The 24880-nt window shown below is 52.9% G+C and carries 22 protein-coding genes; 7 read left to right on the forward strand and 15 right to left on the reverse strand.

Going from position 1 to position 24880, the window contains the following annotated elements:
• Window positions 1–203 precede the first annotated feature (203 nt).
• From sifA to potD, 3 genes are all read left to right on the forward strand, one after another.
• A complete protein-coding gene (sifA, locus tag NA986_RS06195) occupies window positions 204–1214 on the forward strand; it encodes an SPI-2 type III secretion system effector SifA (protein ID WP_001518907.1) in 1011 nt (336 codons plus the stop codon).
• Window positions 1215–1529: 315 nt separating this feature from the next.
• Window positions 1530–2309: a spermidine/putrescine ABC transporter permease PotC gene (gene potC, locus NA986_RS06200; RefSeq protein WP_000580299.1), complete on the forward strand. Its 780-nt coding sequence runs from the start codon at window positions 1530–1532 to the stop codon at window positions 2307–2309.
• A gap of 24 nt (window positions 2310–2333) precedes the next feature.
• Window positions 2334–3380, forward strand: a complete 1047-nt coding sequence (potD, locus tag NA986_RS06205; protein WP_000759335.1) for a spermidine/putrescine ABC transporter substrate-binding protein PotD — start codon at window positions 2334–2336, stop codon at window positions 3378–3380.
• Between the two features lie 81 nt (window positions 3381–3461).
• On the opposite strand, the gene cobB is transcribed toward potD, so the two are convergent.
• Genes cobB through lolC form a run of 5 tightly spaced genes read right to left on the reverse strand, consistent with a single transcriptional unit; the run spans window position 3462 to window position 8379 of the window.
• Window positions 3462–4283 carry a Sir2 family NAD+-dependent deacetylase gene (gene cobB, locus NA986_RS06210; protein ID WP_070793859.1) on the reverse strand — a complete coding sequence of 274 codons (822 nt, stop codon included), beginning with the start codon at window positions 4281–4283 and terminating at the stop codon, window positions 3462–3464.
• A gap of 18 nt (window positions 4284–4301) precedes the next feature.
• A complete protein-coding gene (nagK, locus tag NA986_RS06215; protein WP_023182050.1) occupies window positions 4302–5213 on the reverse strand; it encodes an N-acetylglucosamine kinase in 912 nt (303 codons plus the stop codon).
• A 28-nt stretch (window positions 5214–5241) separates the two neighbouring features.
• Window positions 5242–6486 (reverse strand): lipoprotein-releasing ABC transporter permease subunit LolE, encoded by a 1245-nt coding sequence (gene lolE, locus NA986_RS06220; RefSeq protein ID WP_000168091.1) that lies wholly within the window; start codon window positions 6484–6486, stop codon window positions 5242–5244.
• Entirely contained in the window at window positions 6486–7187 is a 702-nt protein-coding gene (lolD, locus tag NA986_RS06225) for a lipoprotein-releasing ABC transporter ATP-binding protein LolD (protein WP_001033714.1), read from the reverse strand. The genes lolE and lolD overlap by 1 nt, the downstream gene beginning before the upstream one ends.
• On the reverse strand, window positions 7180–8379 hold the full coding sequence (gene lolC, locus NA986_RS06230) for a lipoprotein-releasing ABC transporter permease subunit LolC (protein WP_001534775.1): 1200 nt from the start codon (window positions 8377–8379) through the stop codon (window positions 7180–7182). The genes lolD and lolC overlap by 8 nt, the downstream gene beginning before the upstream one ends.
• 337 nt (window positions 8380–8716) lie before the next feature.
• Between lolC and mfd the strand changes: the two genes are divergently transcribed.
• Together mfd and ldtC are read left to right on the forward strand one after the other, a co-directional pair.
• Complete coding sequence (gene mfd / locus NA986_RS06235; RefSeq protein WP_023216623.1) at window positions 8717–12163, forward strand: transcription-repair coupling factor; 3447 nt, start codon at window positions 8717–8719, stop codon at window positions 12161–12163.
• 147 nt (window positions 12164–12310) lie between these two features.
• The gene (gene ldtC / locus NA986_RS06240; RefSeq protein ID WP_000482967.1) at window positions 12311–13276 is read left to right on the forward strand and encodes a L,D-transpeptidase LdtC; all 966 of its coding nucleotides are present in this window, start codon (window positions 12311–12313) and stop codon (window positions 13274–13276) included.
• A gap of 96 nt (window positions 13277–13372) precedes the next feature.
• On the opposite strand, the gene bhsA is transcribed toward ldtC, so the two are convergent.
• Window positions 13373–13630 carry a multiple stress resistance protein BhsA gene (gene bhsA / locus NA986_RS06245; RefSeq protein ID WP_000800159.1) on the reverse strand — a complete coding sequence of 86 codons (258 nt, stop codon included), beginning with the start codon at window positions 13628–13630 and terminating at the stop codon, window positions 13373–13375.
• A gap of 241 nt (window positions 13631–13871) precedes the next feature.
• On the opposite strand from bhsA, the gene comR reads away from it, so the two are divergent.
• Window positions 13872–14507, forward strand: a complete 636-nt coding sequence (gene comR / locus NA986_RS06250; protein WP_000205985.1) for a TetR family copper-responsive transcriptional repressor ComR — start codon at window positions 13872–13874, stop codon at window positions 14505–14507.
• A 74-nt stretch (window positions 14508–14581) separates the two neighbouring features.
• On the opposite strand, the gene NA986_RS06255 is transcribed toward comR, so the two are convergent.
• The 8 genes from NA986_RS06255 to hinT all read right to left on the reverse strand — a co-directional run bounded on the left by NA986_RS06255 (window position 14582) and on the right by hinT (window position 20656).
• Window positions 14582–15121, reverse strand: coding sequence for a glycine zipper 2TM domain-containing protein (locus NA986_RS06255; RefSeq protein WP_001043449.1), 540 nt, complete (start codon window positions 15119–15121; stop codon window positions 14582–14584).
• 178 nt (window positions 15122–15299) lie between these two features.
• Window positions 15300–16604 (reverse strand): NADH-quinone dehydrogenase, encoded by a 1305-nt coding sequence (gene ndh / locus NA986_RS06260; RefSeq protein ID WP_000211053.1) that lies wholly within the window; start codon window positions 16602–16604, stop codon window positions 15300–15302.
• Window positions 16605–16859: 255 nt separating this feature from the next.
• Window positions 16860–17402, reverse strand: a complete 543-nt coding sequence (gene ycfP / locus NA986_RS06265) for an alpha/beta hydrolase YcfP (RefSeq protein ID WP_000587943.1) — start codon at window positions 17400–17402, stop codon at window positions 16860–16862.
• Window positions 17403–17426: 24 nt separating this feature from the next.
• A complete protein-coding gene (gene nagZ, locus NA986_RS06270) occupies window positions 17427–18452 on the reverse strand; it encodes a beta-N-acetylhexosaminidase (RefSeq protein WP_000529340.1) in 1026 nt (341 codons plus the stop codon).
• A gap of 10 nt (window positions 18453–18462) precedes the next feature.
• On the reverse strand, window positions 18463–19287 hold the full coding sequence (thiK, locus tag NA986_RS06275; protein ID WP_001257320.1) for a thiamine kinase: 825 nt from the start codon (window positions 19285–19287) through the stop codon (window positions 18463–18465).
• The gene (gene lpoB / locus NA986_RS06280; protein WP_000164353.1) at window positions 19268–19906 is read right to left on the reverse strand and encodes a penicillin-binding protein activator LpoB; all 639 of its coding nucleotides are present in this window, start codon (window positions 19904–19906) and stop codon (window positions 19268–19270) included. Before lpoB ends, thiK begins: the two co-directional genes overlap by 20 nt.
• A 13-nt stretch (window positions 19907–19919) precedes the next feature.
• Window positions 19920–20294: a YcfL family protein gene (locus NA986_RS06285; RefSeq protein WP_023216624.1), complete on the reverse strand. Its 375-nt coding sequence runs from the start codon at window positions 20292–20294 to the stop codon at window positions 19920–19922.
• Between the two features lie 2 nt (window positions 20295–20296).
• The gene (gene hinT, locus NA986_RS06290) at window positions 20297–20656 is read right to left on the reverse strand and encodes a purine nucleoside phosphoramidase (protein ID WP_001532068.1); all 360 of its coding nucleotides are present in this window, start codon (window positions 20654–20656) and stop codon (window positions 20297–20299) included.
• Between the two features lie 341 nt (window positions 20657–20997).
• On the opposite strand from hinT, the gene fhuE reads away from it, so the two are divergent.
• Complete coding sequence (fhuE, locus tag NA986_RS06295; protein ID WP_023216625.1) at window positions 20998–23172, forward strand: ferric-rhodotorulic acid/ferric-coprogen receptor FhuE; 2175 nt, start codon at window positions 20998–21000, stop codon at window positions 23170–23172.
• An 85-nt stretch (window positions 23173–23257) separates the two neighbouring features.
• Here fhuE and ptsG read toward each other — a convergent pair whose 3' ends face one another.
• Window positions 23258–24691, reverse strand: coding sequence for a PTS glucose transporter subunit IIBC (gene ptsG, locus NA986_RS06300; protein WP_000475705.1), 1434 nt, complete (start codon window positions 24689–24691; stop codon window positions 23258–23260).
• Window positions 24692–24880: the final 189 nt, after the last annotated feature.

Here is a 24880-nt window from a genome sequence, read left to right on the forward strand (position 1 = left end):
CCGCGCCAGGCCTTCTTTTATTTTTACCTGTAGCGACGCTATCACAGACAGTAATGCGTTTATACGCGAAGCTCTCAGGTTTTATACTGATTGCAAGTCTCTTTTAAATATTATATTACATCTGATGCGCCCGCAGTTGAGATAAAAAGGGTCGATTTAATCAATTATGTAGTCATTTTTACTCCAGTTTAAGTGAGATTATTATGCCGATTACAATAGGGAATGGTTTTTTAAAAAGCGAAATACTTATCAATCCCCCAGGGAATACGAAAGAAACATGTTGCAAAGTTTTATGGGAAAAAATTAAAGACCTCTTTTTTTCTACTGGCAAAGCAAAAGCGGACCGTTGTCTACATGAGATGTTGTTTGCCGATTGCACCCCCACACGAGAGCGGCTTACAGAGATTTTTTTTGAGTTGAAGGCATTAGCCTGCGCATCGCAAAGAGATAGATTTCAGGTTCATAATCCTCATGAAAATGATGCCACCATGATTCTTCGTATCATGGATCAAAACGAAGAGAACGAATTGTTACGTATCACTCAAAATACCGATACCTTTAGCTGTGAAGTCATGGGGAAGGTCTATTTTTTAATGAAAGATCGCCCGGATATTTTAAAATCGCATCCACAAATGACGGCCATGATTAATACAAGATATAGCGACATCGCAGATTACCCCCTCCCTTCGACATTATGTCTCAATCTTGCTGGCGCGCCGACATTATCGGTTTCATTAGACAACATAGAGGGGTATTTATATTCTGAATTGAGAAAAGGACATTTAGATGAGTGGAAAACGCAAGAAAAGGTAACCTACCTGGCAGCGAAAATTCAGTCTGGGATTGAAAAGACAACGCGCATTTTACAGCATGCGAATATATCCGAAAGGACTCAGCAAAACGCATTTTTAGAAACAATGGCGATGTGTGGATTAAAACAGCTTGAAATACCACCACCGCATACCCACATACCTATTGAAAAAATGGTAAAAGAGGTTTTACTGGCGGATAAGACGTTTCAGGCGTTCCTCGTAACGGATCCCAGCACCAGCCAAAGTATGTTAGCTGAGATAATCGAAGCCATCTCTGATAAGGTTTTTCACGCCATTTTTAGAATAGACCCCCAGGCTATACAAAAAATGGCGGAAGAACAGTTAACCACGCTACACGTTCGCTCAGAACAACAAAGCGGCTGCTTATGTTGTTTTTTATAAAATCAGACGACGCTTTCTCAGACGTCACGTTCAGGGTTTACTCACGTACTTCCTGTTTGCCTACAGAGTAACCTCTTGCCTGGCGCAATAATGCCGCATATGACCGGATCGGATGAGAATAGTCATTTAAATGGCCTTTTTTTCCCGCTCGTCTGGCAATTTGTTGTAAAATTCGCGGCTTCAAGCGGCAGCTTGCTTCTTCCTTGCTGCTGATAACCGCGAGACGTTTTGGAGAGATTTTGGAGAAGAGAAAAAATTGATCATTTTCAATACTCTAAAAGCACCCCATCCTCTGAATAAGAAGGTGGAACTTGAATGATCGGTCGGCTGCTCCGTGGCGGTTTCATGACTGCCATCTATGCGTATCTGTATATTCCCATCATTATTCTGATCGTGAACTCCTTCAACAGTTCGCGGTTCGGCATTAACTGGCAGGGCTTTACCACTAAATGGTACGAACTCCTGGTCAATAACGACAGTCTGTTGCAGGCCGCTCAACATTCACTGACGATGGCGATTTTTTCAGCGACCTTCGCCACGTTGATTGGCTCGTTAACCGCGGTGGCGCTTTATCGCTACCGCTTTCGCGGGAAGCCATTCGTCAGCGGGATGCTGTTTGTGGTGATGATGTCGCCGGATATCGTGATGGCGATCTCCCTGCTGGTGCTGTTTATGTTACTCGGCATTCAACTGGGCTTTTGGTCGTTGCTGTTCTCGCATATCACCTTTAGCCTGCCGTTTGTGGTCGTCACGGTCTATTCGCGCCTGAAAGGCTTTGATGTCAGAATGCTGGAAGCAGCAAAAGACCTGGGGGCCAGTGAGGTAACGATTTTACGCAAAATCATTCTGCCGCTGGCGATGCCGGCGGTGGCGGCGGGCTGGTTGCTGAGCTTTACGTTGTCGATGGACGATGTAGTAGTCTCGTCGTTTGTCACCGGGCCGGGCTATGAAATTTTACCCTTAAAGATTTATTCCATGGTAAAAGTCGGCGTTTCACCAGAAGTGAACGCGCTGGCGACCGTTTTATTGGTGCTGTCTCTGGTAATGGTCATTGCCAGCCAGCTTATTGCTCGTGATAAAACCAAGGGCCGATAAGGCCCGTAATTCAGGGGACGTTAAATGAAAAAATGGTCACGCCACCTGCTCGCGGCGGGCGCCCTGGCGCTGGGTATGAGTACCGCTCATGCCTCCGACAACGACACGCTCTATTTCTATAACTGGACTGAGTATGTGCCGCCGGGCCTGCTGGAACAGTTCACTAAAGAGACCGGCATTAAGGTGATTTATTCGACCTACGAGTCGAACGAAACCATGTATGCCAAACTCAAAACCTATAAAGATGGCGCGTATGACCTGGTTGTTCCTTCTACATACTATGTCGACAAAATGCGCAAAGAAGGCATGATCCAGAAGATCGATAAGTCGAAATTAACCAATTTCCACAACCTCGATCCGGAAATGCTCAACAAACCGTTTGACCCCAACAACGATTATTCTGTCCCGTATATCTGGGGCGCAACGGCGATTGGCGTGAACAGCGATGCTATCGATCCAAAAACCATTACCAGCTGGGCTGACTTGTGGAAACCGGAATATAAAAACAGCCTGCTTTTAACCGACGATGCGCGAGAAGTCTTCCAGATGGCGCTGCGCAAGCTAGGTTATTCCGGTAACACTACCGATCCGAAAGAGATCGAAGCGGCATATGAAGAGTTGAAAAAACTGATGCCGAACGTAGCGGCCTTCAACTCCGATAATCCGGCGAATCCGTATATGGAAGGGGAAGTCAACCTGGGGATGGTGTGGAACGGTTCGGCCTTCGTTGCTCGTCAGGCTGGCACGCCGCTGGAGGTCGTCTGGCCGAAGGAAGGCGGTATTTTCTGGATGGATAGCCTGGCTATTCCGGCGAACGCGAAAAATAAAGAGGGCGCGCTGAAGCTAATCAACTTCCTGCTGCGTCCTGACGTCGCGAAAGAGGTGGCAGAAACCATCGGCTACCCTACCCCCAACCTGGCGGCGCGTAAGCTGTTAAGCCCGGAGGTCGCCAATGATAAGTCGCTCTATCCGGATGCGCAAACCATCAGCAAAGGCGAGTGGCAAAACGATGTCGGCGACGCCAGCGCCATTTATGAAGAGTATTATCAGAAGCTAAAAGCAGGACGCTAATTCAGCCAAAGCGCCTGTCGGGCCTACAGATGAACGTAACGTGAAATGTAGGCCGGATAAGGCGTTACCGGGCAAACAGCACTACAGCCCTTTCAGGAATTTATCAACAAATTCCGGCACAACCTGGCTTGCCGGGCCGTAGTGCTTCTCTTCAAACTCGCTGCCGACCTGGCTTGGCTCAAGATTCAGTTCCACCGTATGTGCGCCGTGCAGTTTTGCTTCATGCACAAACCCCGCAGCCGGATAGACATGACCGGATGTGCCAATGGCGATAAAAATATCCGCCATCGACAGCGCCATATAAATTTCATCCATGCCAAGCGGCATCTCGCCAAACCACACCACGTGCGGACGTAGCGGCGCCGGGAACTGACAGCAGTGACATTTATCTTCCGGCATCACATCGCCGTTCCATTCCAGAATTTGGCCGCTTTGCGAACAGCGCACCTTCAACAGCTCGCCATGCATATGAATGATGTTGCGGTTGCCCGCGCGTTCATGCAAATTGTCGATGTTTTGCGTCACCAGCAAAAAGCGATCGCCAAGCGCTTCTTCAAGCTTCGCTAACGCCAGATGCGCCGCATTGGGTTGTATTTCCGACTGTTGAAGCTGCTGACGGCGGGCATTATAAAATGTCTGCACCAGCCCCGGATTACGGGCGAATCCTTCCGGCGTTGCCACATCTTCAACCCGATGCTCTTCCCAAAGGCCATCCGCCGCGCGAAACGTACGAATACCAGACTCTGCAGAAATTCCTGCACCTGTAAGGACTAATACTCTTGGGTTTTCCATCATTTCCGGCACCACTCTGTCTCTGAAAAAGATCCGCTGGCGCAGACGTTCACGCAACAGACGTTTATTTTTACGAAAGCGGCTTAATCGATGAAACCGACGCGACTGCATAACAACCTCTTTTTTTGATTAGTCGGTAAGATGTAAAAAAGCAGCACCGCGCATCCCACCTGCATCCCCATGCCGCGCACGCTCAATGCGCGGCGCGCGGGCAACAGGGAGTAGATGGCGCGGCAGTCTTTCCGCCAGTTGCGTTGTTATTGCCGTAAAGTTCGATAGTCCGCCGCCGATCACCAATAAATCGGGATCGACAATCGTCAGTATATTCCCCAGACAAACCGCCAGTAAATCCAGATAGCGCTCAACATGCGCGTGTGCCCGCTCATCGCCTTGCTCCCACAACGCGATAATCTCCGGCGCCTGCAGCGATTGATCATAATAATGCTGATATAGCCACGCAAACCCGCGCCCGGACAGATAATTCTCAATGCAGCCCATCTGACCGCATCCACAACGGCGGAGAGGAAAATCAAACCCCATCAACGTTAGCGCGTCAACCGGCAAACGCATATGGCCAAACTCGCCGGTGATATAGCTCTGACCGGTAATCGGCTTCCCGTTTAGCACCAGGCCACCGCCGACGCCGGTGCCGAGGATAAGCCCCATAACCAAAGGATATTGCGTGAATTCATCATCCCAGGCTTCGGACAAGGCAAAACAGTTAGCGTCATTGTCCAGACGCACATCGCGATCCAGTCGGGCGCTGAGATCGGCGCGCAACGGCTTACCGCTGGCTGCCGGGACATTCGCGGCGTACAGCGTGCCGTCTTCGGTTTCCGGCATACCGGGTATGCCAATCCCTACCGACCCTTTTACGCCAAATCGCTGGTCGGCTTCCGCGACCAGTTCGCACACGGCGTCTAAAAAGGCGCTATAGCTGGTATGGGGCGTGGGAACCCGTTTTTCCCACTGCAGCCGCCGCGTTGAGTCAAATACGCCTAACGCAATCTTTGTTCCGCCAATGTCAAACCCGTAATACATCACCGCTCCTTGTTTTTATATTCCGCGATTACTGGCCGCTCAATACTCGCGCAGGGTCAATGTTGCTCGCCCGCCGCGCCGGATACCAGCTCGCCAGTAAGCTTAACAACAACGCCGTGACCAGTACGTAAACAACGTCCAGCCAATGTAATTCGGATGGCAGGAAGTCGATAAAATAGATATCGCCGGACAAAAACTGATGCCCGATCGCCTTTTCAATCCCATTAATAATGGCGGTAAGCTGAAGCGAAACGACAACGCCGATCGCCACGCCAATCAAGCTGCCCAGCAAGCCCGCCAGTAGCCCGTACCAGACGAAAATGGCACGAATCAAACCATCTTTCGCCCCCAGCGTTCTTAATACCGCAATGTCGCCGCTTTTGTCTTTTACCGCCATCACTAAGGTGGAAACGATATTAAAACAGGCCACGCCGATCACCAGAATCATCGCCAGATACATAATGGCGCGAATCATCTGGATATCGCGATACATATAGCCGTAGGTGCCGATCCAGCTCTTAATGTAGACATAGCTGTTAGTCACTTCACCCGCGTCACGCACCAGTTTGTTCGCATTAAACACGTCGTGGACTTTAAGCGCGATACCGGAAACGCTGGACCCCATATCCAGATACTGCTGCGCATCCTCAAGCGGGATCATGGCGAAGCTGTGATCGAGCTGGCCGCTCAGTTGCAGAATCCCAATGACATGCAAACGCACGCGTTTGGGCTGGAGCAACTTATGGTCGGCATTCGCATTGGGGATCATGATGGACACCCAGTCGCCCTGTTTCACGTTCAGCGCATCGGCGACGCCTTTACCGATAATGATCTGCTGCTCGCCCGCTTTGAAATGATCCCAGGCGTGATTTTGCACAAATGACGGTAACGCGCTAAGCTGCTGCTCTTGCTTAGGGTCGACGCCTTTAACCTGAATGGCGCGCAAATTGGCCCCGCTCTCTACCAGGCCGGTAAAATTGATATACGGCGCGGCGGCGGCAATGCCTGGCACCTTCTGCACTTTTGCCAGCGCTTCACGCCAGTTGGTCCACGGCTGATTGACCGCTTCAATCTCCCCGTGTGGAACCACCGCCAGAATACGGTTATTCAACTCGCGTTCGAAACCGTTCATCGCGCTTAAACCGACAATCAATACCGCCACGCCCAGCGCGATACCGATGGTAGAAATGACGGAAATGAGCGAAACCATACCGCCGCGCCGCCGTCCACGGCTGAAACGCAAGCCAATTAACAATGATAAAGGCGACGCCATTACTCCGCCCCCATCAGGCTCAGTTCCGCCGTCAGGCGGCCATCGCGCATCTCAAGCTGGCGGCTCATACGTTTCGCCAGTTGCAAATCGTGAGTCACCACCAGAAACGCGGTTCCCTGCAGACGATTTAACTCGCCCAGAAGCTCAAAAATACTGTCGGCATTACGCGCATCCAGATTACCGGTCGGCTCATCCGCCAGTACCAGACGCGGATTATTCACCAACGCGCGCGCTATCGCGACACGCTGGCGCTCACCGCCGGAAAGTTCCGAAGGTCGATGGGTTGCGCGATGCTCCAGCCCTACGGCGTGCAGCATTTCTCGCGCCCGAGCATCAATCTCCGCCGGTTTCTTTTTGCCAATCAATAATGGCATCGCCACGTTTTCCAGCGCCGTAAAATCCGGCAGGAGATGATGAAACTGATAGATAAACCCCAGTTTCTGGTTACGTAATTCCGCTTTTGCCGCAGAAGAGAGTTTGCTCATCGGCTGGCCGCTAAAAATCACATCGCCAGAGGTAGGCGTATCCAGCCCGCCTAACAGATGCAGCAACGTACTTTTACCCGAACCGGAACTGCCGACGATCGCCATCATTTCGCCTTCGCCGATACTGAAGCTGACATCGTGCAACACGTCGGTTTGTACGGTGCCTTCCTGATAGCGTTTGCACAGGTTGTCGCATTGCAACAGGATCTTATTCATAACGTAAAGCCTCAGCGGGTTGAGTGGCGGCAGCGCGCCAGGAAGGATAAAGCGTAGAAAGCAGCGCGATGGCCATTGCCACCAGAGCGATAACGATCACCTGTAACGGCTCTATCGCCACGGGCAACGCAGCGCCATCCAGAAACGCGCCGATGATCGGCATCAGGTTATTCAGTTGGCTGGCAAGCAATGCGCCCAGCGCGGCGCCCAACAGCGCGCCGATAATCCCGGCGCTGGCGCCCTGCACCATAAAGACCATCATAATTTGTCGCGGCGTCAGCCCTTGAGTTTGTAAAATCGCCACTTCGCCCTGCTTCTCCATGACCATCAGACCCAACGAAGTAATAATGTTAAAAGCCGCGACCGCCACGATGAGGCTCAGCAACAATCCCATCATGTTCTTTTCCATGCGCACAGCCTGGAACAACTCGCCTTTACGTTCGCGCCAGTCCTGCCACTTAGTGCCTTGCGGCAGCGGCTGTTGGCTGAGGGTATCGACTTGCAGCGGTTCATCCAGCCACAAACGCCAGCCGGTAATATTGCCTGCCGGATAGCGCATTAAACGCGACGCGTCCTGAATATTGACCAGCATTTCATAGCCATCGACCTCGCTATTGGCGGCAAATGTGCCAATCACCGTAAACAGACGCTGGCTGGGCAGACGTCCCATTGGCGTAAACTGGCTGGCAGATGGCACCATTAGCCGAATCTGATCGCCGCGGTTGACCCCTAACTGTCCGGCGAGCTGCTCGCCGAGGATGACATTATACTTACCCGGCTGTAATTCGCTTTGCTTCACATTGACCAGATACGGCGTTAACGGATCTTTTTGCGCCGGATCGATACCCAACATCACGCCAACCGCAACGCTACGCGCGCTTTGCAGTACGACATCGCCCGTCGTCAGCGGCGCAATACGGTTAACGCCTTGCAGATTCACCGCTTTTTCCGGCATCTGATTCGGGTTAAGAGAACCATGTTCAGCAGAAAGGATGGCCTGAGGCATCAAACCAAGAATGTTATTTTGCAGTTCGCGCTCAAAACCGTTCATCACCGACAATACCGTGACCAGCGCCATCACCCCCAAGGTAATGCCGATAGTGGAAAGCCAGGAAACGAAGCGACCGAAGCGATCTGCTGCACGCCCGCGCATGTAACGCAGGCCGATGAATAGAGCGACAGGTTGATACATGTAATCCGTCTGGTTGCTGTTAGCAAAGTCCCGAGTATATAAGCGAAAGCGGAATGCGTAAATGTCTGAACCGTAAGAGTTCGTCAGCGCTATTCTGAAAAAGGCCGACAAATCAAGTCACTTACATGTTCATACTTTACCTGTTCGACGTGTTATCCGGCGGATTCAATTTGCTAATAAACAACGATCGCGGATAATAAAGAACATTGCTTATCAGTCATATGCCCCTGAATACCTGAGTCCTTCATGCTGTCCCGGCGCGCAGCCAACCATGAAGCAGCCTGAAGGGTGACGCGTAGAGTGCGGCGTAAAACAAAAAGAGATACTGACAACCGTTATGCCTGAAAAACAACGTTACACGCTGCCGACAAAAGCGGGCGATCAGCGCCAGTTGGGCGAACTTACCGGTGCCGCCTGCGCTACGCTGGTGGCGGAGATAGCCGAACGCCATGCCGGTCCGGTGGTACTTATAGCGCCTGACATGCAAAATGCTCTGCGATTGCATGATGAAATCCGCCAGTTTACCGATCAGATGGTGATGAACCTGGCGGACTGGGAAACGCTACCGTATGACAGCTTCTCCCCGCATCAGGAAATTATCTCTTCGCGTCTGTCCACGCTCTACCAGTTGCCGTCGATGCAGCGCGGCGTCTTGATTGTACCGGTAAACACCCTGATGCAGCGCGTTTGTCCGCATAGCTATCTGCATGGTCATGCGCTGGTGATGAAAAAAGGCCAGCGGCTGTCCCGCGACGCTCTGCGCGCGCAGCTTGACAGCGCCGGTTATCGGCATGTCGATCAGGTGATGGAGCATGGCGAATACGCGACGCGCGGCGCGCTGTTGGATCTCTTTCCGATGGGCAGCGAACAGCCTTATCGCCTCGACTTTTTTGATGATGAAATCGACAGCCTGCGTCTGTTTGACGCGGATACCCAACGTACGCTGGAGGAGGTCGAGGCCATCAATTTGTTGCCCGCGCACGAATTTCCTACCGACAAAGCCGCTATTGAGCTTTTCCGTAGCCAGTGGCGCGATACCTTTGAGGTAAAACGCGACGCCGAGCACATCTATCAGCAGGTCAGCAAAGGCACCCTGCCCGCCGGGATCGAATACTGGCAGCCGCTCTTTTTCAGCGAACCGTTACCGCCATTATTTAGCTATTTCCCCGCCAATACTCTGGTGGTGAATACTGGCTCGCTGGAAACCAGCGCCGAACGCTTTCAGGCCGATACGCTGGCGCGTTTTGAAAATCGCGGCGTCGATCCTATGCGCCCGCTTTTGCCGCCGGAAGCCCTCTGGCTACGGGTAGATGAGCTCTTTTCCGAGCTTAAACGCTGGCCTCGCCTCCAGCTTAAAACCGACCATCTGCCGGAAAAAGCCGCCAATACCAATCTTGGTTTCCAGAAATTACCGGATTTGGCTATCCAGGCGCAGCAGAAAGCGCCGCTGGACGCGCTGCGTAAATTCCTCGAATCTTTCAGCGGTCCGGTGATTTTTTCGGTGGAAAGCGAAGGACGCCGCGAAGCTCTGGGAGAGCTCCTGGCTCGCATAAAAATCGCGCCGAAGCGAATATTACGCCTGGACGAGGCGCAGGATGCGGGACGCTATCTGATGATTGGCGCCGCAGAACATGGCTTTATCGACACCCAACGCAATCTGGCGCTGATTTGTGAAAGCGATCTCCTGGGTGAACGGGTGGCGCGTCGCCGCCTGGATTCCCGCCGCACGATCAACCCGGATACGTTGATTCGTAACCTGGCGGAGCTCCACGTCGGTCAACCGGTAGTGCATCTGGAGCACGGCGTCGGACGCTATGCCGGCATGACCACTCTGGAGGCTGGCGGCATCAAGGGTGAATATCTAATGCTCACCTACGCCAATGACGCCAAACTGTATGTGCCGGTTTCCTCATTGCATCTGATTAGCCGCTATGCCGGCGGCGCGGAAGAAAGTGCGCCGCTGCATAAACTGGGCGGCGACGCCTGGTCGCGCGCCCGGCAGAAAGCGGCGGAAAAAGTGCGCGATGTCGCAGCGGAACTGTTGGATATTTATGCGCAACGGGCGGCAAAAGAGGGTTTTGCCTTTAAGCATGATCGTGAGCAGTATCAGTTATTCTGCGACAGCTTCCCGTTTGAAACGACGCCCGATCAGGCACAGGCGATTAACGCCGTATTGAGCGATATGTGCCAACCGCTGGCGATGGACAGGCTGGTGTGCGGCGACGTCGGCTTCGGCAAAACCGAAGTGGCGATGCGCGCCGCGTTCCTGGCGGTGGAAAACCATAAACAGGTGGCGGTACTGGTGCCGACTACGCTGCTGGCGCAGCAACACTATGACAACTTCCGCGACCGTTTCGCCAACTGGCCGGTACGCATTGAGATGCTGTCTCGCTTTCGCAGTGCCAAAGAGCAGACGCAAATCCTGGCGGAAGCCGCCGAGGGTAAGATCGATATTCTGATCGGTACGCATAAACTGCTACAAAGCGATGTGAAGCTGCGCGACCTCGGCCTGCTGATTGTCGATGAAGAGCACCGTTTCGGCGTGCGCCACAAAGAGCGAATTAAGGCGATGCGCGCCGATGTCGATATTCTGACGCTCACGGCGACGCCGATCCCGCGGACGCTGAATATGGCGATGAGCGGTATGCGCGATCTCTCCATTATCGCCACTCCCCCTGCCCGTCGTCTGGCGGTAAAAACCTTTGTCCGCGAGTATGATAGCCTGGTAGTAAGGGAAGCGATTCTGCGTGAAATCCTGCGCGGCGGTCAGGTTTACTATTTGTACAATGACGTCGAAAATATTCAGAAAGCCGCAGAGCGGCTGGCGGAACTGGTGCCGGAAGCGCGAATCGCTATAGGCCACGGGCAGATGCGCGAACGTGAGCTGGAACGGGTCATGAACGATTTCCACCATCAACGTTTTAACGTGCTGGTGTGTACTACCATTATCGAAACGGGGATTGATATCCCCACCGCGAACACGATCATCATTGAACGCGCGGATCATTTCGGCCTCGCGCAGTTGCACCAGCTGCGTGGCCGCGTAGGGCGCTCGCACCACCAGGCCTACGCCTGGCTGTTGACGCCACATCCTAAGGCCATGACCACCGATGCGCAAAAACGGCTGGAGGCGATTGCGTCGCTGGAGGATTTAGGCGCCGGGTTTGCGCTGGCGACCCACGATCTGGAGATCCGCGGCGCGGGCGAACTGCTTGGCGAAGAGCAAAGCGGCTCAATGGAAACCATCGGCTTCTCACTCTACATGGAACTGCTGGAAAACGCCGTTGATGCGCTGAAAGCAGGCCGCGAACCCTCGCTGGAAGATCTCACCAGTCAGCAAACGGAAGTCGAGCTGCGAATGCCGTCGTTACTGCCGGATGATTTTATTCCGGATGTTAATACCCGGCTGTCATTCTATAAACGCATTGCCAGCGCGAAGAACGAAAACGAGCTGGAGGAGATCAAAGTGGAATTGATCGACCGCTTCGGCCTGCTGCCCGATCCGGCGCGTAATCTGCTGGATATCGCCCGCCTGCGCCAACAGGCGCAAAAGCTCGGCATCCGAAAACTGGAGGGTAACGAGAAAGGCGGAGCGATTGAGTTCGCCGACAAAAACCACGTTGACCCCGCCTGGCTTATCGGGTTGCTGCAAAAACAGCCGCAGCATTTCCGTCTGGATGGTCCGACGCGCCTCAAGTTTATTCAGGATTTAAGCGAACGTAAAACGCGTATAGACTGGGTACGCCAGTTTATGCAGCAACTGGAAGAAAACGCTATTGCATAAGCGTCAGGCCGGGCGTCATTACTTTGCGTCCGGCCTAATCTTTACAAATTCTTTGCACTTCCCTGCAGTTCCAGACACAGCCAGCCGCCATAATTCTTATTTCCTCTTTTATAAAAATAACCACATAATAATCATGGGTTTATTATAATGTTCAACAATACGCGACTCTCTCGCTGGTGGGCGTTGCTTGCGCTTACCGCGACCATCATGCTTGCCCTTCCCGCGCAGGCGAATACGTGGCCTCTTCCGCCCCCCGGCAGTCGACTGGTGGGAGAAAATAAATTCCATGTCGTTGAAGACGACGGCGGCTCGCTGGAGGCGATCGCCAAAAAATATAACGTGGGCTTTTTAGCCCTGTTACAGGCCAACCCCGGCATTGATCCTTACGTGCCACGCGCAGGCAGCGTGCTAACGATTCCGCTGCAAACGCTGCTACCGGACGCGCCACGTGAAGGTATCGTCATTAACCTCGCGGAATTACGGCTTTACTATTATCAACCGGGGAAAAATACGGTCACGGTCTACCCTATCGGGATTGGCCAACTGGGCGGCGATACCCTGACGCCAACGATGGTGACGACCATTTCGGATAAACGCGCCAATCCAACCTGGACGCCGACCGCCAATATTCGCGCCCGTTATAAAGCGCAAGGCATCGATCTCCCCGCCGTGGTGCCTGCCGGTCCCGATAACCCAATGGGGCATCACGCGATTCGTTTAGCGGCCTACGGCGGCGTCTATCTGTTACATGGCACGAATGCCGATTTTGGCATTGGTATGCGCGTCAGTTCCGGCTGTATCCGTCTGCGCGACGGTGATATAGAGACATTGTTCCGTCAGGTCACGCCGGGAACCAAAGTGAATATTATCAATACGCCGATTAAAGCCTCGGTGGAGCCAGGCGGCGTGCGACTGGTGGAAGTTCATCAGCCGCTGTCTAAAAATATAGGCGACGATCCGCAGGTGCTGCCGATTGTGCTGAATGGCCCGATGCAGGCCTTTAAGGACGCGCCGCAGACCGATGCTGCGGTGATGGAACATGTTATGGAAGTGCGTTCCGGAATGCCGGTGGATGTAACCCGTCAAGCAGAGGCGAAACCGCAGTCGCTGTAAGCGTGAATAGCTGACCGACAAAAAAGCCTCGCGATGCATCGCGAGGCTTTCTCTTTTTATTGTGGCAATCGCAGCGGCATTAATGAGGGTTAATGCTTACTTATAGATTACCGCCGTACCGTGGAGGGTATTCGGGCCGGTAACAGAGGTAATACGGAAAGACTTCGCCCCCATCTCCTGCGCTTTTTGCGCCAGCTGATCTTCCAGCGAGCCCAGATTCGTGCCGCCATTCGCGGAAATGGTGCCGAACTTCTGTTGACCTTCTGGCGTTGCCTGAACTTCAACGGCGGCGAAGCTGGCGAATGAGAGCGAACTCAGTACCGCAGCAGCGATGAGGGTTTTTACGTTTTTCATAGTGATGACCTTTAGCAGATGAATGGGTGTCGTAAGCATTAACTTAACGATCGATAAATTAATCATAGATGTGATCTACATCACACGTCAACCTCTTTTTATAATGATCGTTATATAATTTATAAAGATGTTATTTTTCATGTGAATAGAATTGATTTATTTTTCTAATGAATACTCTGGAGCCAGAAGTGGTTTGTTTTTATAATAGAGAGACCGCTCTTTAAACAGGTACAACGGCATCATGACAACGGATACCACGAGTTGCGCGAAGAAAAGCCGTGGCCGACCAAAAGTGTTCGACAGGGAAGCTGCGCTTGATAAGGCCATGACTCTCTTCTGGCAGCACGGCTATGAAGCAACTTCGCTTGCCGATCTCGTAGAGGCTACCGGGGCGAAAGCGCCTACTCTCTATGCGGAATTCACTAACAAAGAAGGATTATTTCGCGCTGTCCTGGATCGCTACATCACTCGCTTTGCCTCAAAGCACGAAGCCCAGCTCTTTTGTGAAGAGAAAAGCGTGGAATCGGCGCTGGAAGATTACTTCACAGAAATTGCCGCCTGCTTTACCAGTACAGACACGCCGGCTGGCTGCTTTATGATTAATACGTCCGCCACCCTGGCCGCCTCCTCGCGCGATATCGCCCGCACGGTAAAATCACGCCACGCCATGCAGGAACAGACGCTCATCCAGTTTCTGCGCCAACGTCAGGAGCGCGGTGAAATTCCGGCGCACTGTAACCCGCAGGCGCTCGCAGAATATATAAACTGTATTTTACAGGGAATGTCGATCAGCGCCCGTGAAGGTGCCACCTTCGAACAACTGATGCAAATTACGCGTACGACTCTGCGCATCTGGCCTGAACTGCTCAAGCCCTGAACGACGCGGCTTCGGATAAAAAAAAGCCCCTCAGCCTGAGCGAATGAGGGGCTAACTTGCAGAGTACAGCTTTTTTATGCTTTGTTATTCAAAACCAGTTGGCCATTGCCGTCGAGGGGAATTTGCGTTCCGGGGTCTTTATCCATGCGGATTTTGCCCTGCTGATCGCCAATTTTGTAGGTCACGTCGTAGCCAAGCATCTTTTCAGATTTGTCATACACCGTCTTACAGCGTTGCTGCGTGGTAGTGTAGGTATCACTTTCTTGCATTGATCCCTGGATTTGATTGCCAGCATAACCGCCGCCCAGCGCCCCGACGACCGTCGCCACATCTTTACCACGACCGCCGCCAAATTGATGTCCAATCACGCCGCCTGCTACTGCGCCAAGCACCGAGCCGGCAATACGGTTTTCGTCCTGAACCGGTCTACGATGCGTGACCGTGACATTACGGCACTCCTGACGCGGCGTTTTTACCGTCTCTTTAATCGGTTTAGCCGATATCACCTGCGCATATTGCGGACCACGATCAAATACGTTGAGACTGGCCACTGCCGCCACACCCAGCGCAGCCGCTACGCCAATCCCTATACCCGCCAACATTGATTTATTCACGGGAGTTCCTCCTTCGTTGCTATTGGTAACAATTTTGCAACCAGTATGCGAACAAAGCCAATCGGAATGAGGATGAAAAATGCGGGATGAGGCGGTAAAGCTGAAGGATTCGGACAACTCCGAAGCAAGAGATGGAGAAGCGCTCACCGGCGCGAGCAGCCGGTGAGGCGCAGAGAAATTAATGCAGTTTCAGGCGCGGACGAATGACGCGGTTAATACTGCCCACCAGCATCATCAGGCCGGTTTTAAAGTATCCATGCAGCGCTATCTGGTGCATACGGTATAGCGAGATATACACGAAGCGGGCGATACGTCCTTCAATCATCATTGAACCGCGGGTCAGGTTCCCCATCAGACTACCCACGGTAGAGAAGTTGGACAGAGAGACCAGCGATCCATGATCTTTATACTGGTAAGCTTTCAGCGGTTTGCCATTCATCTGCGCCAGAATGTTATTCATCGCGCAGGTAGCCATCTGATGCGCCGCCTGAGCGCGAGGCGGCACAAAACCTCCCTCCGGACGTGCGCAGGAAGCGCAGTCGCCAATCGCATAAATATCAGGATCGCGCGTGGTTTGCAGCGTCGGTTCCACCACCAGTTGGTTAATGCGGTTCGTTTCCAGACCACCAATCTCTTTCATAAAATCTGGCGCTTTGATACCCGCCGCCCACACCATCAGATCGGCCTGAATATATTCACCTTCTTTCGTATGCAGACCGCCTTCGTCGGCGCTGGTGACCATAGTTTGCGTCAGCACGCGAACGCCCAGTTTGGTCAGTTCATTATGCGCGGCGCTGGAGATACGCGGCGGCAACGCAGGCAGAATACGCTCGCCAGCCTCAACCAACGTCACGTTCAGCGCGTCGTTGGTCAGCCCCTTATAACCATAGCTATGCAGCTGTTTTACCGCATTATGTAGTTCAGCCGACAGCTCAACCCCCGTCGCACCGCCGCCAACGATGGCGATATTGACCTTACCGTTCGCGCCCAGATTAGCCGAATACTTGAGGAACAGGTTCAGCATCTCCTGGTGAAAACGGCGCGCCTGATGCGGGTTATCGAGGAAGATACAGTGCTCTTTCACGCCCGGCGTGTTGAAATCATTAGAGGTGCTGCCCAGCGCCATCACCAGCGTGTCATACGCGATTTTGCGCTCCGGCACCAGCAGTTCGCCCTTTTCATCACGCAACTCGGCAATGGTGATGGTTTTCGCTTCGCGATCGATATCCATCACCGACCCCAGCTGGAACTGGAAACCATGATTACGCGCATGAGCCAGATAGCTCAGCGCATCCACGCCTTCGTCCAGAGAGCCAGTCGCCACTTCGTGCAGCAATGGTTTCCACAGATGGCTGTGATTTCTGTCTACCAGCGTGATTTTCGCTTTTTTCTTGCGCCCCAGTTTATGGCCTAACTGCGTCGCCATTTCCAGCCCGCCAGCGCCGCCGCCGACAATCACGATCTTTTTTAATGGTGTAGTCAACGTGACCCCCTTAAATTTATTAACCAATTGTTAATTAAAAGTTATTAGTATAGCCTTTAATTAACAACAAGTTACGTTAATGAGAATAAGCTTCTGATATGAGAATAGCATGAACGGTGCATTGGTCATACCAAAATTGATGTGCATCAAGTTTTCATGCTGAAAAGATAGACAGTTTGCGAGAATTGAGCATAAAAAAAACCAGCCGCAAGGCTGGTTATCCAGTCACTGATAACGCCATATTGCCGGATGGCGTTACCCCAGCGTTTTAAACGCTTTGATACGTTGCAAGTGCGGCGAAATATTTTTGAATTTGTGAGTCTGTTCCTCATCCCACACAATTTCATAAAACGGGTGAAGCGCTTGCGCTGAGCGTTGGCTGTCCAGCGCTTCGTCATGACGCGAGAGGATCACCAGACAACGATCGCGATTTTTTTCGCGAAAGTTGGTCACGCACTTTGTAGCGATGTCCGCATATTCTTCCGGGCGATCGATTTTCCCCTCCATGTTTTCATAGGGGAACAGGTTCGGGTTAAAAACCACCTGACGGATATCGCACAAAAAGCCAATCCGCTCCGCCCAGTAACCGCCCAGCCCCACGCCACAGATTAAAGGGCGCTCGTCCACATTCAACTGCAACATTTTGTCCACTTCTTTCAGCAGATGCTGCATATCGTGCTTAGGATGCCGCGTACTGTAGCTTACCAGCCGAACATCCGGGTCGATAAACTGTAATTGCAACACTTTTTCATGGTTGCCCGGACTATTTGAATCAAAACCGTGTAAATAAATAATCATCTGGCACCCTCACGAAAACTCGAGTTAATGACCTGCTTTTTCTTCCTGCCAGCGTTCATGTAACTGGTTGAGCTGGGCGCTGGCTGTTTTCCAGCGTGCTGAGTCCATGAGCTCCCGGCGTGAAAATGAACCTTTATGATACAAACGTGTAACACGTTCTGCTTTGATCGGCGACAGATTATCCAACACGCTGACTGCGCCTTTACGATTATTGCAGACCAGAATCATATCGCAACCCGCATCCAGCGACGCCTGAGCGCGCTCAGCATAGCTGCCCATAATTGCCGCGCCCTCCATCGACAGATCGTCGGAGAAAATGACGCCATCAAAGCCTAACTCCTGACGCAGCACCGTTTTCAGCCAGTACGGCGAACCGCTTGCCGGACGCGGATCGATAGCGCGGTAGATCACGTGGGCAGGCATAATCGCATCCAGTTTATTCTCGCTAATCAGCGTGCGGAACACCGACATATCTTTGCCACGGATGTCCGTTTCAGGACGTGGATCGCACGGCGTCTCTTTGTGGGAGTCCGCCGTGACCGCGCCGTGGCCGGGGAAATGCTTACCGGTCGTTTTCATCCCGGCGTCATGCATGCCGTCAATAAAGCGCGTTGCCATTGCCAACGCTTTTGCGGGATCGGCATGATAGGAGCGCTCGCCAATTGCCGCGCTGATATGCCCGACGTCCAGCACTGGCGCAAAACTGATATCAATATCCATCGCGATCATTTCGCTGGCCATCAGCCACCCTGCCTCCTGCGCCAGTCGTCCCCCCTCTTCCAGCCCATGCAGCGCAAAAAAAGATTGCGCCGCGGGCAGGCGGGTAAACCCTTCACGGAAACGCTGTACGCGCCCGCCTTCCTGATCGACGGCCACCACCAGATGGTTACGCGATGCCGCCCGAATCTGGCGCACTAATTCGCGCAGCTGTTCCGGGTCATGGTAATTACGCGTGAACAGAATAAGCCCGCCAACCAGCGGATGCGCCAGTATCTCGCGCTCCTCCGCATCCAGCTCACATCCTTCGACATTCAACATTACTGGGCCCACACTGCTCTCCTTATCCTTTCATACGTAGCTGGCGCCAGGTTTCATCGGCCAGCCTGATAAATTGTTGCTCGCCGGTTTGTCGCCAGCGGTATTCGAACCACCCTGCTTTTAGCATAATGACCCAAGGGTGCCATAATCGTATCTGTCGCCATAGCTGCCGGGCGTCGATTCGCGCGCGCGCGGCATAAGCGTCTGCCAGTTGTCGGTGCTGGCGTTCATCCTCAACCCATACTGCCGCCAGCTCCAACGCAATATCGCCGTCGCCGGCATACTCCCAGTCAATCAGTCTCAACCCGGCGGACGTTAATACTATATTGTCGCCATGGACATCCATATGCAAAGGCGCGAGCCGCAGCGGGCGAGGTTCACCGTTTTTTTGCAACTGTTTGAGCCGCCGCAACCAAAACGGCGTACGCCTTGCCGGATCGCAACACGACCAGTACTGCGCCAATAGTGGCGATAGCGCGATACGCCAGCCAAAACGCGGCTGTTGATGCAAATGATACAGTAAGGCCGCCAGTTCGTCGGCATCTGGCAGAGCGGAATTTACCACACCATGCAGATATTCTACCGCCATCCAGCCCGGCGTATAAAAAAGCGCTCGCGGCGCCAGACTGGCTGGCAATTGGGATAAGGCGCGGTGATGACGTAAAAAATGGGCTGGTGGAGCGTCGGGGTCGTGATGACGGCGCAGCACGATACGGTGAGTATCGTGAGCAATAATACAGCTCCCGCCGCTTAGCCCCTGCGATGCGGCGACGGCGGGACGATACTGGGGAAAATAGCGCGACAGGATCTCGTCGCGCGTTAAGGGATTATTGTTGTTGGACCGCACCTTTACCTGACCAGATTATCTCGCCAGTTTGCACCAGCATTAACTGCATCTGTAATGCAGGCGCGTTAACGTTACCGGATGCGCTGGAGTAAAGTACATATTGCGCCCCGACATTGCGCGCAATGCCAATAGCTTTACTGCGCGTTCCCAGACTATCCTGCGGAGACAACCCTAACTGCTGTTTTGCCATCGAGAGTTGCTGTACGGAGACCAGCGTAAATTTACCGTTGTTCGCCAGCGCATTACGTAACGTTTCCGTTGCCTCGTTCGCATTTAACGACCCATTCGTCCGGTTATTCACGCTGTCGACAAGCAATACGTTTCCGGCCGTCACGCCATCAGCCTGCAACATTTTGCTGACCAGCGGTTGCATCGCGCCGTTCCAGTCATAGTGGCGCACCTTAGGCGCTGGCTGGCCCGTTTGATCTTCATGTTCGATCGGCCCCGGTTGCTGTGGAATGGTTGGCACAGACGGCACAACAGGAGGCTGCGGCGGCTGCGCGGGTTGTTCTGGCGCTGGTTTTACCTCTTCAACTGGCGCAGGTTGACGTTGCGCCATACACCCGGAGAGAAATATCGCCAGCGCAGCAATGGCAGCGTAGCGATGCATTTTTGTCATCAAAATTCACTCCTCACAAATAAAGATAAAGCCTGACCTTATGCGCCCCCAGATAATTGGCGCTGCCAAATAGCGTTACCGACGAACGCGCGGGTATGGTTACGCTACGCGGCGCCTCCAGCGGATGCATCTCCAGCCCCCGCGCGTCATACCAGTAAAACCGATAATGAACGGTTATGGGCTCTTGCCTTTCGTTATAGACGCGGGAAGAGGCTGATGGCTGGATATCAGACGCCGTCAGTTCAGGCGTCTCTGCGGTGACGCCCGCCGCCAGAACCGTGGACTCCATCACCAGCGACTGCGCGTCGCTTACCGGAATTTCAGGGTGTGACCGGCAGCCGGTAAGCAGCAGCAAGCCCAGAGAAACCGCGATGCATCCTTTGATCATACTTACAAGCCTTTATGCGCCAGCATCGGGCCTAGCGGGCGGCCGCCCAGTAGGTGCATATGGATATGATAAACCTCCTGGCCCCCATGACGGTTGGTATTCATGATTAAACGATACCCATCTTCGGCAATGCCTTCCTGTTCGGCGATTTTCGCCGCCACGGTGATCATCCGACCTAACGCCTGTTCATGTTCCGCCGTCACGTCATTGACGGTTGGGATCAGGATATTGGGAATAATCAAGATATGCGTCGGCGCCTGCGGTGAAATATCACGAAAGGCGGTGACCAGCTCATCCTGATAAACGATATCCGAAGGGATTTCACGACGAATAATTTTGCTGAATATAGTTTCTTCTGCCACGACGTTTTCCTTTTTCATAATAGCCCTTGCAGCGCACATGCTACGCCGAGCCATACTGCGAGTATAGAGTATGAGCGAGTTACCGACGCTCTTTCAACTTTAACCCACGATTTATTAAGCGAAAAATGACTACATGCTGGACTTACCGCCATATCCCCCTGCCATGACGCCTTTGTACGCTTAAAAAATATTTCTAGTTTCCCTGGTTATACCGTTTTACACATTTAATACAAATGCGTATATTTCTCATTTGCATTTTTATGCGCATTAACTAGCAAAGAATGAAAAGGTTCAACGTCATACGTCCTGAACTTACCCCAATAACAAGCAAGGATTTTCAGATGTCTTTCATTCAATACCGCCGGGACAAACACCTTCCGTCCACCGCCGCACCGTCGCTGTTAGCTATGGGTATGGCGATGGCATTTATGCCTGCCGCCTTCGCGGCTGAGGATACCGTTATTGTCGAAGGCGCGACGACCGCTGACGCCGTAAACCGCGAAGAACAGGATTACAGCGTGAAAACGACCGCAGCGGGCACCAAAATGCCGATGACTCAGCGCGATATCCCGCAGTCGGTCAGTATTGTCAGCCAGCAGCGTATGGAAGACCAGCAGTTGCAAACCCTGGGCGAGGTGATGACCAATACGCTGGGGATCAGCGGAAGCCAGGCTGACTCCGATCGCATCAGCTATTACTCGCGCGGGTTTGAAATTGACAACTATATGGTTGACGGTATTCCAACGTATTTTGAGTCCCGCTGGAATCTGGGCGATGCGCTAACGGATACCGCGCTGTATGAGCGCGTGGAGGTGGTTCGCGGCGCGAATGGGCTGATGACCGGAACCGGCAATCCTTCTGCCTCAATTAATATGATCCGTAAACACGCCACCAGTCGGGAGTTCAAAGGTAACGTCTCCACAGAATACGGTAGCTGGAATAAGCAGCGTTACGTCATGGATCTGCAAAGTCCGCTCACCGCAGACGGTAATGTCCGTGGGCGCATCGTGGCGGGTTATCAGAATAATGATTCCTGGCTGGACCGCTATAACAGTGAGAAAGCGTTCTTTTCCGGAATTATCGATGCCGATCTGGGTGCAACTACCAGCCTTTCAGCCGGTTATGAATATCAAAAAATTGATGTCAACAGCCCGACCTGGGGCGGTTTGCCGCGCTGGAACACCGATGGCAGCAAAAATAGCTATGACCGCGCGCGTAGTACCGCCCCGGACTGGGCTTATAACAACAAAGAGATAAATAAATTCTTCGTCACGCTTAAGCAGCGTTTTGCCGAAAGCTGGCAGGCGACCCTGAATGCGACCCATACTGAGGTCAAATTCGACAGTAAAATGATGTATATCGATGCGTTAGTCGATAAAGAGACAGGTACGCTGGTGAGTCCTTATGGCGCAAGCTACCCCGTGGTCGGCGGTACGGGCTGGAACAGCGGCAAGCGCAAAGTAGATGCCATAGATCTCTTTGCCGATGGCGCTTATGAGCTGTTTGGCCGTCAGCACAATATGATGTTTGGCGGCAGTTATAGTAAACAGAATAACCGCTATTTTAGCGCCTGGGCGAACGTCTTTCCGGACGACATTGGCAACTTCAGCGCCTTTAACGGTAATTTCCCCCAAACCCACTGGGCGCCACAAAATCTGGCGCAGGACGATACCACGCATATGAAATCGCTGTATGCCGCTACGCGCATTTCGCTGGCCGACCCGCTGCATCTGATTCTTGGCGCTCGTTATACCAACTGGCGTGTTGATACACTGACCTACAGCATGGAGAAAAACCATACCACGCCGTATGCCGGGCTGATTTATGATATCAACGACAACTGGTCCGCTTATGCCAGTTATACCTCTATCTTTCAGCCGCAGAATAAACGCGACAAAGCGGGTCAATATCTGGCTCCGATTACCGGTAATAACTATGAAGCGGGTCTGAAGTCCGACTGGATGAACAGTCGCCTCACCACCACGTTGTCCGTGTTCCGCATTGAGCAGGATAACGTCGCTCAGGCAACCACTATTCCCATCCCTGGCAGTAATGGGGAGTTTGCCTGGAAGTCTACTGACGGAACGGTGAGCAAAGGCGTCGAATTCGAAGTGAACGGCGCAATTACCGATAACTGGCAGATGACTTTCGGGGCTACCCGGTATGTTGCCGAGGACAATGAAGGTAACGCCGTGAACCCTAATCTTCCGCGCACCAGCGTGAAGTTATTCACCCGCTATCGTCTGCCGGCGATGCCGGAGCTGACGGTCGGCGGCGGCGTGAACTGGCAGAATCGGGTTTACAAAGATACCACGACGCCGTACGGCACTTTCCGCGCCGAACAGGGCAGCTATGCGCTGGTCGATCTGTTTACCCGCTATCAGGTGACGAAAAATTTCTCCGTACAGGGAAACATCAATAACCTGTTCGATAAAACCTACGACACCAATATTGATGGTTCCATTGTTTACGGCGCGCCGCGTAACGTGAGCCTCACCGCCAATTATCAGTTCTGACAGACTGTCGGAGAGCGGCATGTAAAGCGCCATTAAAAAAAGGCAGCCGAATGGCTGCCTTAATTCTCCCCAACATCATTACTGCTTAGCTGTTACGGATGTACTCATCCATTTCCGTTTTCAGGTTATCGGATTTCGTACCGAAAATAGCCTGAACGCCGGAACCCGCGACGACAACGCCTGCCGCGCCCAGTTTCTTCAGGCCAGCCTGATCCACTTTCGCTACATCGGCTACGCTCACGCGCAGACGCGTGATACAGGCATCCAGGTTAGTAATGTTCTCTTTACCGCCAAACGCCGCAACCAAAGCCGGCGCCATTTCGCTGGTCGCGCCCGCTTTTGCGTCATCAGTAGTGTCTTCACGACCCGGCGTTTTCAGATCCAGCGCTTTGATCAGCACGCGGAACACGGTGTAGTACACAATCGCATAACCGGCGCCAACAATCGGGAACAGCCACAATTTGCTGCTGTTACCGGACAGCACGATAAAGTCGATCAGACCGTGGGAGAACGACGTACCGTCACGCATCCCCAGCAGGATACAGATCGGGAATGCCAGACCTGCCAGAATCGCGTGAATGATGTACAGGATCGGCGCCACGAACATGAAGGAGAACTCGATAGGCTCGGTAATACCCGTCAAAAACGAGGTCAGCGCGGCGGAAATCATGATACCGCCCACTTTTGCGCGGTTTTCCGGTTTAGCAGAGTGCCAGATAGCAATGGCCGCAGCCGGCAGACCGTACATTTTGAACAGGAAGCCGCCAGACAACATACCTGCCGTCGGGTCGCCCGCCATATAGCGCGGAATGTCGCCGTGGAATACCTGACCCGCTGCGTTGGTGTATTCGCCGATCTGCATCTGGAAAGGAACGTTCCAGATATGATGCAGACCAAACGGCACCAGGCAACGCTCGATAAAACCGTAAATACCAAACGCGACAACCGGGTTCTGATAAGCCGCCCACTGCGAGAACGCCTGAATAGCCGTACCGATTGGCGGCCATACGAAAGACAGCACCACACCGGTAAAAATAGCGGCCAGACCCGAAATGATCGGCACGAAGCGTTTGCCCGCAAAGAAGCCCAGATACTCAGGCAGTTTGATACGGTAGAAGCGGTTAAACATATACGCTGCGATCGCACCGGAGATAATCCCCCCGAGAACACCCGTATCAGCAAGGTGTTTAGCGGCGATCTCTTCAGCAGGTAAATGCAGAACCAGCGGCGCAACCACAGCCATGGTTTTCACCATGATGCCATACGCGACTACCGCCGCCAGAGCCGAAACGCCGTCGTTGTTGGTGAAGCCCAACGCCACGCCGATAGCGAAAATCAGCGGCATATTGGCAAAAACAGATCCGCCCGCTTCTGCCATAACGTGCGATACAACGGCTGGCAGCCAGCTGAAGTTAGCGGAACCGACACCCAGCAGGATACCTGCGATAGGGAGTACGGATACCGGCAGCATCAGCGATTTACCGACCTTTTGCAGGTTAGCAAATGCATTCTTAAACATAATTGAGAGTGCTCCTGAGTATTTGTGCTTTTCTACGTTCTCACGCATTGGCGAGGGGGGAGAACCCCGCCGTGGACAGGACATCTAAGTGCCCTTTTATTTATTACACAGAGTAAAATAAATACGTCTGATTTTGTTTGACGGCTATCACGTTTCAGCGCCAGATAGCCTAAAAAGTATCACATTCTG

Source organism: Salmonella sp. NW177 (assembly GCF_051811585.1).
Lineage (GTDB): Bacteria > Pseudomonadota > Gammaproteobacteria > Enterobacterales > Enterobacteriaceae > Salmonella > Salmonella enterica.

What these genes read in the sequence shown, in the direction of transcription:
- comR (WP_000205985.1), top strand. Translation starts at nt 13,872, where the DNA reads ATGACAACGGATACCACGAGTTGCGCGAAGAAAAGCCGTGGCCGACCA.
- ldtC (WP_000482967.1), top strand. Translation starts at nt 12,311, where the DNA reads ATGTTCAACAATACGCGACTCTCTCGCTGGTGGGCGTTGCTTGCGCTT.
- lpoB (WP_000164353.1), bottom strand. Translation starts at nt 19,906, where the DNA reads ATGACAAAAATGCATCGCTACGCTGCCATTGCTGCGCTGGCGATATTT.
- potD (WP_000759335.1), top strand. Translation starts at nt 2,334, where the DNA reads ATGAAAAAATGGTCACGCCACCTGCTCGCGGCGGGCGCCCTGGCGCTG.
- sifA (WP_001518907.1), top strand. Translation starts at nt 204, where the DNA reads ATGCCGATTACAATAGGGAATGGTTTTTTAAAAAGCGAAATACTTATC.
- ptsG (WP_000475705.1), bottom strand. Translation starts at nt 24,691, where the DNA reads ATGTTTAAGAATGCATTTGCTAACCTGCAAAAGGTCGGTAAATCGCTG.
- NA986_RS06285 (WP_023216624.1), bottom strand. Translation starts at nt 20,294, where the DNA reads ATGATCAAAGGATGCATCGCGGTTTCTCTGGGCTTGCTGCTGCTTACC.
- fhuE (WP_023216625.1), top strand. Translation starts at nt 20,998, where the DNA reads ATGTCTTTCATTCAATACCGCCGGGACAAACACCTTCCGTCCACCGCC.
- mfd (WP_023216623.1), top strand. Translation starts at nt 8,717, where the DNA reads ATGCCTGAAAAACAACGTTACACGCTGCCGACAAAAGCGGGCGATCAG.
- lolE (WP_000168091.1), bottom strand. Translation starts at nt 6,486, where the DNA reads ATGGCGTCGCCTTTATCATTGTTAATTGGCTTGCGTTTCAGCCGTGGA.
- potC (WP_000580299.1), top strand. Translation starts at nt 1,530, where the DNA reads ATGATCGGTCGGCTGCTCCGTGGCGGTTTCATGACTGCCATCTATGCG.
- ycfP (WP_000587943.1), bottom strand. Translation starts at nt 17,402, where the DNA reads ATGATTATTTATTTACACGGTTTTGATTCAAATAGTCCGGGCAACCAT.
- bhsA (WP_000800159.1), bottom strand. Translation starts at nt 13,630, where the DNA reads ATGAAAAACGTAAAAACCCTCATCGCTGCTGCGGTACTGAGTTCGCTC.
- nagK (WP_023182050.1), bottom strand. Translation starts at nt 5,213, where the DNA reads ATGTATTACGGGTTTGACATTGGCGGAACAAAGATTGCGTTAGGCGTA.
- cobB (WP_070793859.1), bottom strand. Translation starts at nt 4,283, where the DNA reads ATGCAGTCGCGTCGGTTTCATCGATTAAGCCGCTTTCGTAAAAATAAA.
- lolC (WP_001534775.1), bottom strand. Translation starts at nt 8,379, where the DNA reads ATGTATCAACCTGTCGCTCTATTCATCGGCCTGCGTTACATGCGCGGG.
- lolD (WP_001033714.1), bottom strand. Translation starts at nt 7,187, where the DNA reads ATGAATAAGATCCTGTTGCAATGCGACAACCTGTGCAAACGCTATCAG.